Source organism: Agromyces binzhouensis (assembly GCF_004135055.1).
GTDB lineage: Bacteria > Actinomycetota > Actinomycetes > Actinomycetales > Microbacteriaceae > Agromyces > Agromyces binzhouensis.
In genome coordinates this window covers 1-13,067 of the sequence record NZ_SDPL01000041.1, presented here as the reverse complement: position 1 = coordinate 13,067, position 13,067 = coordinate 1, and the positions used below count along the sequence as shown (strand labels likewise).

Here is a 13,067-nt window from a genome sequence, read left to right as displayed (position 1 = left end):
CGCCGCCCGCGCGGCCGGGGCCGCCGTGCACGAGGTGCGGCACGGGCGAGCCGTGGCCGGTCGACGTGCGCGCGTCGTCGCGGTCGAGGAAGAGGAGGCGGCCGTTCATCGCGGCGATCCCGGACGCGAGTGCGACCGCGACGTCCGGATCGTGCGTGGCGACGCTCGTCACGAGCGAGCCGCCTCCGCGGGCGACGAGGTCGACCGCCTGGTCGATGGTGTCGTAGGCGATGACGGATGCCACGGGGCCGAACGCCTCGACCTCGTGCACCGCGTCGGCCGTGGCATCCGTGAAGCTCAGGAGCATCGGCGCGACGAAGGCGCCGTCGGCGTCGACGCCCTCCGGCGTGTCGGTCGAGCCGATCACGAGCTCGCCGCCGGCCTCCTGGAGCCGGCGAACCTGCCGGAGCACCTCGTCGCGCTGTGCGAGCGAGGCGAGCGGGCCCATGGTGACGCCCTCGGTGCGCGGGTCGCCGACGACGACCTTCGCGGCCAGTCGCGCCCGGACGGCGTCGACGACCGCGTCGACGGATGCGGCGGGCACGATCGCACGGCGGATGGCCGTGCACTTCTGCCCGGCCTTCGAGGTCATCTCGACGACGAGCTGCGCGACGTACGCGTCGAACTCCGGCGTGCCGGGCACGGCGTCGGTGCCGAGCACCGAGGCGTTGATCGAGTCGGTCTCGCTCGTGAAGCGCACGCCGCCGGTCTGCACCGAGTCGTGCGCGCGGAGGCGCTCGGCCGTCGACGCCGACCCGGTGAAGCCGACGAGGTCGCCGACGCGGAGGTGGTCGAACAGGTCGGGCACGCTGCCGGACACGAGCTGCAGCGAGCCCGCCGGCAGGAGCCCCGACTCGACGAGGATGCGCACGAACGCCTCGGCGAGGTAGCCGGTCGGCGTCGCGGGCTTGACGACGGTCGGCACGCCGGCGAGGAACGCGGGCGCGAACTTCTCGAGCGAGCCCCACACGGGGAAGTTGAACGCGTTGATCTGCACGGCGACGCCGGGCAGTCGCGTGTAGACGTGCCGGCCGATGAACGAGCCGTCCTTCGACAGCGGCTCGACCGGTCCGTCGACGACGACCTTCGCGTTGGGCAGCTCGCGACGCCCCTTCGACGAGTAGGTGAAGAGCACGCCGATGCCGCCGTCGATGTCGACCCACGAGTCGCGCTTGGTGGCGCCGGCGCGGGCCGAGATCTCGTAGAGCTCGGCCTTGCGCTCGGTGAGCGCGAGCGCCATCTGCTTCAGCAGCACGGCGCGCTGGTGGAACGTCAGCTCGCCCAGTGAGCGCTGGCCGACGGTGCGCGCGTGCTCGAGCACGGCGCCGAGGTCGAGGCCTTCGGTCGAGACGCGCGCGACGAGCTCGCCGGTCGATGCGTCGCGCACCTCGGTGGCGGATGCCTCGGCCGACGCGTCGGGCGTCCACCACGCGTCGCGGACGTAGCTGGGCAGGATGCCGGTCATCTGGGTCTCCTCGGTCGTGTCGGTCGTGGCGGCGACGCGCGTCACTGCGCGTCCCACAGGTGGAAGCCCTCGCCGGTCTTGCGACCGAGCTTGCCCTCGGCGACCATGCGTCGCAGGAGGGCGGGCGGTTCGAATCGGTCGCCGAGCTCGCCCGCGAGGTACTCGGCGATGCCGAGCCGCACGTCGAGGCCGACGAGGTCGGTGAGCCGCAGGGGGCCCACGGGGTGCTTGTAGCCGAGCACCATCGCGGTGTCGATGTCCTCGGCGGAGGCGACGCCCTCCTCGAGCATGCGGATCGCCTCGAGGCCGAGCGCGACGCCGAGCCGGCTGGACGCGAAGCCCGGAGCGTCGTGGACGACGATCGGGGCCTTGCCGATCGCCTCGACCCAGCCGCGCGCCTCCTCGACGAGCGCGCCGTCGGTGGCGGCGCCGCGCACGATCTCGACGAGCGCCGACGCGGGCACGGGGTTGAAGAAGTGAAGGCCGAGGAACCGCTCGGGTCGATCGAGCCGGCCCGCGAGCGCGTCGATCGAGATCGACGACGTGTTCGACGCCAGCGCGGCATCCGCCCCCAGCACGGCCTCGACGCGGGTGAGCGCGTCGACCTTCAGGTCGAGGTCCTCCGGAACCGCCTCGACGACGAGGTCGGATCCGGCGAAGTCGGCGACGTCGGTCGCGACCCCGAACCGCGCGCCGAGCGCGTCGGCGGTCTCGTCGGTCGTGGCCCGGGCGACGGATGCCGCCACGGAGTCGAGCACGCGCGTGCGGGCCGCATCGGCGGCGTCCGCGTCCCGTTCGACGACGGTGACGTGCGATCCGGCGAGGAGGAACGCGTGCGCGATGCCCGCGCCCATGCGGCCCCCTCCGAGGACGCCGACCCGCTGGGGTGCCGTCGTGTTCGTGTCGTTCACTTCGCGCTCCTCTTCGACCGCCGCTCGAGGAACTCGGTCATGCGGCGGTGCTTCTCGGGACTCTCGAACAGCACCGCCTGCTCCTCGAGGTCGACGTGCGGGTGGTCGGTGCGCGGCGCTCGCATGACGCGCTTGGTCGCCATGGTCGCCGCGGGGTCGTTCTTCGCGATGCGGTCGGCGATCGCGTGCGCCTCGTCGAGGAGGTCGGCGGTCGGGTGCACCGCCGTGATCAGCCCGATCGAGAGCGCCTCGGCGGCGTCGACGATCCGCCCGGTGAGGAGCAGCTCGGCCGCGCGGGCCTCGCCGACGATCTCCTTGAGCCGCCAGGTCGCCCCGGCCGCCGGGATGATGCCGAGTCCGGTCTCGGGGTTGCCGAACTTCGCGTCGGGCGTGGCGATGCGGATGTCGGCCGCGAACGCGAGCTCGGCGCCGCCGCCCAGCGCCCAGCCGTCGACCGCGGCGATGACGGGCATGGGCAGTTCGTTGATGCGGATGAACGCGTTCGCGTTGATGCCCGCGCGGGCGTCGGCGGCGGTGCGCTCGCGCATCTGCGCGATGTCGGCGCCCGACGCGAACACGCCGTCGGTTCCGGTGAGGATCAGGATGCGCGGTTCGGCCTCGAGCTCCGCGCACAGCGCGTGGACGGCGTCGATCGTGGCCTGGTCGATCGCGTTGCGCTTGTCGGGTCGGTTCAGGGTCGCGACGACGCGGTCGTCGCGTCGCTCGACGAGGAGCGGCTGCGGCGCGTCGGGCGACGCCGCGACATCCGGCGCGTTCATCGCACCCCCTCGACGATCAGGGCGCTGCCCTGCCCGACGCCGACGCACATAGTGGCGAGACCGTAGCGCGAGCCCTCGCGCTCCATGCGGCCGAGCAGCGTGACGACGAGCCGGGCACCCGACGAGCCGAGCGGATGCCCCAGGGCGATGGCCCCGCCGTCGGCGTTGACCCGCTCGGGGTCGAGCCCGAGTCGGCGCATGGACGCGAGCGACTGGGTCGCGAACGCCTCGTTGAGCTCGATCGTGCCGATGTCGTCGAGCGAGACGCCGGAGCGCTCGAGCGCCTTCTCGGTCGCGGGGACGGGGCCGAGCCCCATGATCTCGGGCGCGAGGCCGGCCGAGGTGCCCACCACGACCCGCGCGCGCGGGGTGAGGCCGTAGCGCTCGACGGCCGACGCGCTCGCGACGACGATCGCGCTCGCGCCGTCGTTCAGCGAGCTCGAGTTGCCGGCGGTGACCACGCTGCCGCCCTTCACGACCGGGCGGAGTCCGGCGAGGGCCTCGAGCGAGGTGTCGCGTCGCGGGCCCTCGTCGACGAGGACCTCGCCGCGCGCCGTCGGCACGCCGACGATCTCGGCCTCGAAGCGGCCGGCGTCGATCGCGGCGGCGGCGCGCTGCTGGCTGCGGAGCGCGAAGGCGTCGGCGTCCTCGCGCGTGATGCCGTCGACGCGCGCGACCTCCTCGGCCGTCTCCGGCATCGAGTAGGTGGCCTTGTCGCGGGCGAGGAGCTTCGCGTTCGGGAAGCGCCAGCCGATCGACGTGTCGTAGGCGTCGCCGGGCTTCGCCCACGGCTTCTCGGGCTTGGCCTGCACCCAAGGCGCCCGGGTCATCGACTCGACGCCGCCGGCGACGATGAGGTCGGCGTCGCCCGCTCGGATCGCCTGCGCGGCCATGGTGATCGCCGACATGCCCGACGCGCAGAGGCGGTTCACGGTGATGCCCGGCACGGAGTCGGGGAGTCCGGCCAGCAGCACCGACATGCGGGCGACGTTGCGGTTGTCCTCGCCGGCCTGGTTCGCGGCGCCGAGGATGACCTCGTCGATCGCGCCCTCCTCGATCGCGTCGAGCTCGAGCCCGGCGCGGCGGATCGCCTCGCCGACGACGAGGCTCGCGAGGTCGTCGGGTCGCACGCCCGCGAGCGCGCCTCCGTACCGACCCACCGGGGTCCGCACCCCGCCGACGAGATACGCCTCCGCCATGCTGCTCTCCTGACCACGCTGTCGGGACCGCCGGTCGCCGCCGGGCGGCGTCCGCGTCATCCGTTCCGGCTGCTTTCACAACCGACCGTTCAGTCAGTAAGTATGCCGAACGGATGACGCATCCGCCAGTCGAGGACCGCATCCGTGCCACTCCACCGAGGCGCCGTCTCATCGTCGGTACCGGCCAATAGGCTGACGGATGCCACGGCGACGGGGCCCGACGAGCGGGTCTCGCGCGTTCAGGACCGAGTGGAGCGCATGAACAAGGAGACGCAGCGAGCCGAGCTGCACAAGACCATCTGGCGGATCGCGAACGACCTCCGCGGCAGCGTGGACGGGTGGGATTTCAAGCAGTACGTGCTCGGCATGCTCTTCTACCGGTTTATCTCCGAAAACCTCGCCGACTATCTCGACCGGCACGAGCACCAGTCGGGCAACGCCGCCTTCTCGTACGCCGCCCTGAGCGACGAGGAGGCCGAGTTCGCGCGCGCCGACGTCGTCGCCGAGAAGGGCTTCTACATCCTGCCGAGCGAGCTGTTCGCCAATGTGCGCCGCCGCGCGGCCCGCGACGCCGCCGACCTAAACGAGACGCTCGAGCGCGTGTTCGCGAACATCGAGTCGTCGGCGAACGGCACCGACAGCGAAGACGACCTGAAGGGCCTGTTCGACGATCTCGACGTGAACAGCAGCAAGCTCGGGCCGACGGTCGCCAAGCGCAACGAGCGCCTTGCGAAGCTCCTGAGCACGATCGGCGAACTGAACCTCGGCACGTTCGCCGACAACACGATCGACGCGTTCGGCGACGCCTACGAGTACCTCATGGCGATGTACGCGTCGAGCGCGGGCAAGTCGGGCGGCGAGTTCTTCACGCCGCAGGAGGTGTCGGAACTGCTGGCCCGCATCACCGTCGTCGGCAAGACGGAGGTCAACAAGGTTTACGACCCGGCGTGCGGATCGGGTTCGCTGCTGCTGCAGTTCGCGAAGGTCCTCGGCAAGTACAACGTGCGGCAGGGGTTCTACGGGCAGGAACTCAACCTGACCACGTACAACCTGTGCCGCATCAACATGTTCCTGCACGACATCAATTACGAGCAGTTCGACATTGCCCACGGCGACACCCTCATCGACCCGGCGCACTGGGACGACGAGCCGTTCGAGGCGATCGTGTCGAACCCGCCGTATTCGACCCGGTGGGAGGGCGACGCGAACCCCCTGCTCATCAACGACCCGCGCTTCGCGCCGGCCGGCGTGCTCGCCCCGAAGAGCAAGGCCGACCTCGCGTTCACGATGCACATCCTGAGCTGGCTCGCGGTGAACGGCACGGCCGCGATCGTCGAGTTCCCGGGCGTGCTGTACCGGGGCGGCGCCGAGCAGAAGATCCGCAAGTACCTCATCGACAACAACTACGTCGACGCGGTGATCCAGTTGCCGCCCGACCTGTTCTTCGGCACGACGATCGCGACGTGCGTGATCGTGCTGAAGAAGTCCAAGCGCGACAACGCGACCCTCTTCATCGACGCGTCGGCGCAGTTCGTCCGCGGTGGCAACAAGAACAAGCTCACCCCCGAGCACCGGCAGTCGATCCTCGACGCGTACGTCGAGCGAGCGGATGCCGCGCACTTCGCGCGTCTCGTCGACAACGCCGAGATCGCCGACAACGACTACAACCTCGCGGTGTCGTCCTACGTCGATGCGGAGGACACGAGCGAGACCGTCGACATCGTCGAGCTGAACGCCGAGATCGCCCGGATCGTCGCCCGGCAGCAGGAACTGCGGACGGCGATCGACGCGATCGTCGCCGACCTGGAGGGAGCGGGTTCGTGAGCGACACCGAGATCGTCGTCTTCGACGCGGGCGACCGGGAGTTCACGTTCCCGATCGACGGCGAGCGCGAGACCATCTGGGCATCGCAGGCGCAGATCCAGGAACTGTTCGGCATCGACCAGTCGGGTGTCTCCCGGCACGTACGCAACGTGTTCGCCGATGAGGAGGTCGACCCCGAGAGCAATATGCAGAAAGTGCATATTGCTTCCTCCGACCGGCCGGTGACGCTCTACAGCCTCGACGTCATCCTGGCGGTGGGGTACCGCGCCAACTCAGGGCGGGCGATCACGTTCCGCCGCTGGGCGAGCGGAGTGCTCAAGCAGTACCTGTTGGAGGGTGCGGCGCTCAACGAGCGTCGCCTCGAGCAACTCGGTTCGATCGTCCAGATCCTCGCGCGTTCGTCCGACGAACTCGTCGCAGGCGTCGCCGATGTGCTCGCCAAGTACCTTCCCGGCCTGCGCACGCTCCGCGACTACGACGAAGGGCACCTCGAACCCGGGCCGGGCGACCAGCCGCGCTGGCGGCTGACCTACGACGAGGCGCGGACCGTGATCGACCGCGTCGGTGCCGAGTTCCCCGACGATCACCTGTTCGGCGGCGAGCGCGGCGGGTCGTTCCGCGGCGTGATCGAGGCGATCTACCAGGGTTTCGGCGGGCACGACCTCTACCCGACCGTGCAGGAAAAGGCCGCGAACCTGCTCTACCTCGTCGTGAAGGACCACCCGCTCTCGGACGGCAACAAGCGCAGCGCCGCTGCCCTGTTCGTGCACTTCCTCGCGAACAACCGCGCCCTCCACGACGAGCGCGGGCGCCCCCGCATCACGAACAACGCCCTCGCCGCCATCACCCTGATGGTCGCCATGAGCGACCCGAAGGAGAAGGACCTCATGATCGCGCTCCTCATGCGCATGCTCACCGAGGACGCCGCATGAGCCGCCTCGACGACCTGATCCGCGCGATGCCCCCCGGCAGCGTGAAGCATCTTCCCGTCGGCGAATTGGTAGACGTCGTCCCGACTCCACGCGGGGTGAAGCGCGAACGGTACGTCGACGGATCCACGATCCCGATTGTTGACCAAGGCGAGGGCCTCGTCGCCGGCTTCACCGACGAGGAATCACTCCGAATTCCGGCCGCGGAGCACATCGTTTTCGGGGACCATACACGTGCGATCAAATGGGTGCCGTTTGAATTCGCGGTCGGAGCAGACGGAACGAAGGTGCTCAAGTCCAAGCCCGAGGTTCTCCCTCGATACCTTTATCATTCTCTGCGCAATCTCTCGGTCCCGAGTCGCGGCTACAGCCGTCACTGGGCTGCTCTCCGCGCTCTTGCTGTTCCCGTCCCGCCGCTCGAGGTGCAACGCGAGGTCGTCCGAATTCTGGATACGTTCACGAGTCTGGAAGCGGAACTGGAAGCGGAGCTCGAAGCCCGCCGTCGTCAGCGCCAAACCTATTTGGATGCGCTCATCCACGCCTCTGTCGAGCAACGTCAGCCACTTGGCGAACTCGGGAAACTCGTCCGCGGCCGCCGCTTCACGAAGAACGACTTCGCGGAATCCGGCATACCAGTCATCCACTACGGCGAGATCTACACCCATTACGGCACGGCGGCGACAGAGACCCGATCCTTCGTACGAGATGAGATCGCCAACACGCTTCGATTCGCGCAGCCGGGCGATCTCATCATCGCCACGACGGGTGAGAACCTTCGCGATGTCGCGAAGGCCGTGGCGTGGCTCGGTGACATCGACGTCGCGATCCATGACGACAGCTACGCGTTCAAGCACTCGCTCAACCCGAAGTACGCCTCCTACGTGTTCCAGTCGACGGACTTCGCTTCCCAGAAGGGAAGACTCGTGACCGCGGGGAAGCTCACGCGAATCTCCGGCTCAAGTCTCGCAAAGATCCAGGTCCCGATCGTGTCGCTCTCCGAGCAGCAGCGTATCGTCGCGATCCTCGACCAATTCGACGCCCTCGTGAACGACCTCTCCATCGGCATCCCGGCCGAGCTTGCCGCGCGCCGTAAGCAGTACGAGTACTACCGCGACAAGTTGCTGACGTTCGAGGAGGCCTCGTGAGCGACGGATCCGCTCGCCGCTTCGACCCGATCGCGGTGAGCGCCGAGAGCACGGTCGTCGCCGAGTACGTGCCCGACCCGAAGCTCGAACGCGGCTACCAGTCGGAGGCGCAGCTCGAGGCACGCCTGATCGAGTTGCTGCAAGAGCAGGCGTACGAGTTCCTGCCGATCACCTCCGAAGCGGAGCTCATCGCGAACCTGCGCGCCAACCTCGAGGCGCTGAACGGAACCACGTTCAGCGACGCCGAGTGGCGGCGGTTCTTCACCGAGCGGATCGCCGGAGCGAAGGACGGCATCCTCGAGAAGACCGTGCGCATCCACGAAGACCACGTCCAACTGCTCAAGCGCGACGACGGCACCACGAAGAACATCGCCCTCCTCGACAAGGCGAGCATCCATAACAACCGGCTGCAGGTCATCAACCAGTACGAGACCGTCGGCGCCCACGCCAACCGCTACGACGTCACCGTGCTCGTCAACGGCCTGCCCATGGTGCACATCGAGCTCAAGCGTCGCGGCGTCGCCATCCGCGAGGCGTTCAACCAGATCAACCGATACCAGCGCGACAGCTTCTGGGCCGACAGCGGCCTCTTCGAGTACGTGCAGCTGTTCGTCATCAGCAACGGCACGCACACGAAGTACTACAGCAACACCACGCGACGACAGCACCTCGACGAGGCGGCGAAATCGAAGCGAGCCAAGAAGACCTCGAACAGCTTCGAGTTCACGAGCTGGTGGGCGGATGCCACGAACCGCCCGATCCAGGACCTGACCGACTTCGCCCGCACCTTCTTCGCCAAGCACGCCCTGCTCAACATCCTCACCCGGTACTGCGTGCTCACCGCCGACCGCATGCTGCTCGTGATGCGGCCGTACCAGATCGTCGCGACCGAGCAGATCCTGCAGCGCATCGAGACCTCAACCAATGCCCGCCGCCTCGGCACGACCTCCGCGGGCGGGTACGTGTGGCACACCACCGGCTCGGGCAAGACGCTCACGAGCTTCAAGGCGGCCCAACTCGCCAGCCGACTGCCGAGCGTCGACAAGGTGCTCTTCGTCGTAGATCGCAAGGACCTCGACTACCAGACCATGCGCGAGTACGACCGGTTCGAGAAGGGCTCCGCCAACTCGAACACCTCGACCAAGGTGCTGAAGGCCCAGCTCGAGGACCCGGGCGCGCGCATCGTCATCACCACCATCCAGAAGCTCAGCACCTTCATCGGCAAGCACAAGCAGCACGAGATCTACGGCGGCCACGTCGTGATCATCTTCGACGAATGCCACCGGTCGCAGTTCGGCGACATGCACACCGCGATCACCCGCGCGTTCCGCCGCTACAACCTCTTCGGCTTCACCGGCACGCCCATCTTCGCCGCGAACGCCGGCACCGGCGGCAACCCGCAGCTCCGCACCACCGAGCAGGCGTTCGGCGACAAGCTGCACACCTACACGATCGTCGACGCGATCACCGACAAGAACGTCCTTCCGTTCCGCATCGACTACGTCAACACCATCAAGCTCCCCGCCGGCCTCGCCGACAAGCAGGTCAGCGGCATCGAGACCGAGACGGCGCTGCTCGCACCCGAACGCGTACGGCAGGTCGTGGCGTACATCCTCGAGCACTTCGACCAGAAGACCAAGCGCGCCGACCACTACTTGCTCAGCGGCAAGCGGCTCGCCGGATTCAACTCGCTCTTCGCGACCGCGTCCATCGACGCCGCCCGGGTCTACTACAACCAGTTCGCCATCCAACAGCAGGCACTGCCCGAGGCGAAGCGGCTGAAGGTCGGACTCATCTACAGCCACGCCGCGAACGAAGCCGAACCCGAGGGCGAACTCGGCGAGGAGGACTTCGACCCCGACGTGCTCGACCTCGACGCTCGGATGTTCCTCTCGGAGGCGATCTGGGACTACAACGCCATGTTCGGCACGAGCTTCGACACCACCGCGGACCGGTTCCAGAACTACTACAAGGACCTCTCGCTCCGGCTGAAGAATCGCGAGATCGACCTCGTCATCGTCGTCAACATGTTCCTTACCGGGTTCGACGCGACCACGCTCAACACGCTCTGGCTCGACAAGAACCTCCGCGCGCACGGCCTCATCCAGGCGTACTCGCGCACCAACCGCATCCTGAACTCGGTCAAGACCTACGGCAACATCGTCAGCTTCCGCGACCTCGAAGAGGCCACCAACGACGCCATCGCCCTCTTCGGCAACAAGAACGCCGGCGGCATCGTGCTCCTCAAGCCGTACGCCGACTACGCGAACGACTACGCCGAGCGCATCGCCGAACTCGTGCAGCGCTTCCCGCTCGGCACGCCGATCATCGGCGAGGCGAACCAGAAGGCGTACATCGCCCTGTTCGGCGCGATCCTCCGGCTCCGCAACATCCTGGTCTCGTTCGACGAATTCGCGGGCAACGAGATCCTCAGCCCGCGCGACCTGCAGGACCACCAGAGCCGCTACCTCGACCTCTACCAGGAGTTCCGGAAGCAGACCGACGCCGACAAGGAGTCGATCATCGACGACGTCGTCTTCGAGATCGAACTCATCAAGCAGGTCGAGATCAACGTCGACTACATCCTCATGCTCGTGCAGCAGCACCGCGACGCGAAGGGCGACGCCGAAGACAAGGAGATCCGCGCGACCATCGACCGTGCCATCGACGCGAGCCCCACGCTGCGCAGCAAGAAAGACCTCATCGAGGAGTTCGTCGACGCCGTCTCGATCAAGCCCGTCGACGAGCACTGGCGCGAGTACATCGCCGCCAAGCGCGCCGAAGAGCTCGACCGGATCATCGCCGAAGAGCACCTCGACCGCGACGCGGCCCACGCCTTCGTCGAGACGGCGTTCCGCGACGGCGCCGTCCAGACCACCGGCACCGCGATTACCAAGGTGCTGCCGCCGGTCTCGCGATTCGCCAAGGAACAGCACCACGGCGCGAAGAAGCAGGCCGTCCTCGAGAAGCTGGGCGGCTACTTCGAGCGGTTCTTCGGCCTCAACTGACCGCTGCCCTTAACCAGACGCACGAAGGCCCCGACCGGGTGGTCGGGGCCTTCGTCAGTGGGGGCAGGCGGATGCCGCGGGGGCGGCGTTACGCGACGGGCGCGTCCTCGTCGGCCGGCGCGACCGCGGCGGCGGGGGCCGCCGTGCGGATCGGGCCGAGGTCGGCGAGCAGCTCGTCGCCGAGGCGGACGTCCTCGAAGTCGACCTCGATCTCGGCACGGTCGAGGAGCTCGGCGAGGCGACGCTGGCGGTTCCGCGGGATCAGCGTGACGACGCGACCCTCGCGACCGGCACGGCCGGTGCGGCCGGAGCGGTGCAGGTAGGTCTTGTACTCGTCGGGCGCGTCGGCCTGGATGACCAGGTCGATGTCGTCGACGTGGATGCCCCGGGCGGCGACGTCGGTCGCGACGAGCACGTCGACGCGGCCGCTCGTCAGCTGGTGCAGGTTGCGCGTGCGCTTGGCCTGGTTCAGGTCGCCGTGCAGGGCGACGGCGAAGATGCCGGCGTCCTCGAGGTGCATCGTCAGGTCCTCGGCGAACGCGCGGGTCCGGGAGAAGATGAGCGTCTTGCCGTCGCGGTCGGCGAGGCGGGCCACGATGTCGCGCTTGTCGCGGTTGTCGATGACGAACACGCGGTGCTCGATCGTGCCGGACGCCTGGTCCTCGCCGGCGACCTCGTGCACGGCCGGGTCGACGAGGAACTCGTCGACGAGCGCGGCCACGCCCGTGTCGAGCGTCGCCGAGAAGAGGAGCTTCTGGCTGCCCTCGGCGGTGCGGCGGAGGATGCGCTGCACGGGCTCGAGGAACCCGAGGTCGCACATGTGGTCGGCCTCGTCGAGGACGGCGATCCGGATCTCGGAGAGGTCGAGGCGACCCTGCTCGATGAGGTCCTCGATGCGACCCGGGGTGCCGATCACGATGTCGACGCCGCGCTGCAGCGCACCGACCTGGCGGCCCTGCGGCACGCCGCCGTAGATCTGCGTCGTGAAGAGGCCGACGCTCTGCGCGATCGGCTGCACGGTGCGGTCGATCTGCAGGGCGAGCTCGCGCGTCGGCGCGAGGATCAGGGCCCGGGGCTTGCGCCCCATCTGGCGCTTGCCGCCCGACTTGCCGGCGGCGGCCCAGTCCTGCATGAGGCGCTCGACGGTCGGCGCGCCGAACGCGATGGTCTTGCCCGAGCCCGTTCGTCCGCGTCCGAGGACGTCGCGGCCCTCGAGCACGACCGGGATCGTGGCGGCCTGGATCGGGAACGGCGACTCGGCGCCGAGGTCGCTGAGGGCGCGCACGATGTTGCCGCCGAGGCCGAGGTCGGCGAAGCGGATGCCGTCGACCTGCTCGGCCTGGATGGCGTCGGCCTCGAGGCGCTCCAGCACCACGTCGTCGGCCGGCGCGAAGCGCTCGGTGCGATCGCTGCGCTCCGCCCGGTCCTTCGCCGGGTAGAACGACGACGGACGGCGCTCGGAGTCGCGGAAGCCGGGGCGGTCGAACTCGCGGCTGCGACGCGGCGCACGCTCGTCGCGGTCGAACGATCGGCCGGGACGCTCGTCGCGGTCGGATCGGCGGGGCGCGCGGTCGTCACGGTCGAAGCGACGCGAGGGACGCTCGTCGCGGTCGGACCGGCGGGCCCCACGGTCATCGCGGTCGAAGGAACGCGCGGGGCGCTCGTCGCGGTCGAAACGGCGCGGCGCACGCTCGTCGCGACCGTTCGAGCGGGCAGGGCGGTCATCGCGGTCGAAACGACGCGAGGGACGCTCGTCGCGGTCGGACCGGCGGGCCCCACGGTCATCGCGGTCGAAGGAACGCGCGGG

General features: G+C 68.9%; 9 protein-coding genes. 4 read left to right on the top strand and 5 right to left on the bottom strand.

Translation table 11 applies throughout. The annotated features are described in order from the left end of the window. From paaZ to ESO86_RS04150, 4 genes are all read right to left on the bottom strand, one after another. Positions 1-1,465 (bottom strand): phenylacetic acid degradation bifunctional protein PaaZ (paaZ, locus tag ESO86_RS04165; protein ID WP_129233622.1); only part of this gene is annotated, 1,465 nt, incomplete at its 3' end. 41 nt (positions 1,466-1,506) lie between these two features. Further along, the gene (locus ESO86_RS04160; RefSeq protein WP_129233621.1) at positions 1,507-2,376 is read right to left on the bottom strand and encodes a 3-hydroxyacyl-CoA dehydrogenase family protein; all 870 of its coding nucleotides are present in this window, start codon (positions 2,374-2,376) and stop codon (positions 1,507-1,509) included. Then, positions 2,373-3,155: an enoyl-CoA hydratase/isomerase family protein gene (locus ESO86_RS04155; RefSeq protein WP_129233620.1), complete on the bottom strand. Its 783-nt coding sequence runs from the start codon at positions 3,153-3,155 to the stop codon at positions 2,373-2,375. Before ESO86_RS04155 ends, ESO86_RS04160 begins: the two co-directional genes overlap by 4 nt. After that, the gene (locus ESO86_RS04150; protein ID WP_129233619.1) at positions 3,152-4,354 is read right to left on the bottom strand and encodes a thiolase family protein; all 1,203 of its coding nucleotides are present in this window, start codon (positions 4,352-4,354) and stop codon (positions 3,152-3,154) included. The genes ESO86_RS04155 and ESO86_RS04150 overlap by 4 nt, the downstream gene beginning before the upstream one ends. Positions 4,355-4,612: 258 nt before the next feature. Here ESO86_RS04150 and ESO86_RS04145 point away from each other — a divergent pair, with 258 nt between their 5' ends. The 4 genes from ESO86_RS04145 to ESO86_RS04130 are packed head-to-tail and all read left to right on the top strand — an operon-like array spanning position 4,613 to position 11,260. Further along, complete coding sequence (locus tag ESO86_RS04145) at positions 4,613-6,178, top strand: type I restriction-modification system subunit M (RefSeq protein ID WP_129233618.1); 1,566 nt, start codon at positions 4,613-4,615, stop codon at positions 6,176-6,178. Then, a complete protein-coding gene (locus tag ESO86_RS04140) occupies positions 6,175-7,110 on the top strand; it encodes a type II toxin-antitoxin system death-on-curing family toxin (protein WP_129233617.1) in 936 nt (311 codons plus the stop codon). The genes ESO86_RS04145 and ESO86_RS04140 overlap by 4 nt, the downstream gene beginning before the upstream one ends. Next, on the top strand, positions 7,107-8,252 hold the full coding sequence (locus tag ESO86_RS04135) for a restriction endonuclease subunit S (protein WP_129233616.1): 1,146 nt from the start codon (positions 7,107-7,109) through the stop codon (positions 8,250-8,252). The genes ESO86_RS04140 and ESO86_RS04135 overlap by 4 nt, the downstream gene beginning before the upstream one ends. Next, on the top strand, positions 8,249-11,260 hold the full coding sequence (locus ESO86_RS04130; RefSeq protein ID WP_129233615.1) for a type I restriction endonuclease subunit R: 3,012 nt from the start codon (positions 8,249-8,251) through the stop codon (positions 11,258-11,260). The genes ESO86_RS04135 and ESO86_RS04130 overlap by 4 nt, the downstream gene beginning before the upstream one ends. 88 nt (positions 11,261-11,348) lie before the next feature. Here the strand turns inward: ESO86_RS04130 and ESO86_RS04125 are convergent. Then, the coding region (locus tag ESO86_RS04125; protein ID WP_129233614.1) for a DEAD/DEAH box helicase at positions 11,349-13,067 on the bottom strand (1,719 nt) is incomplete at its 5' end.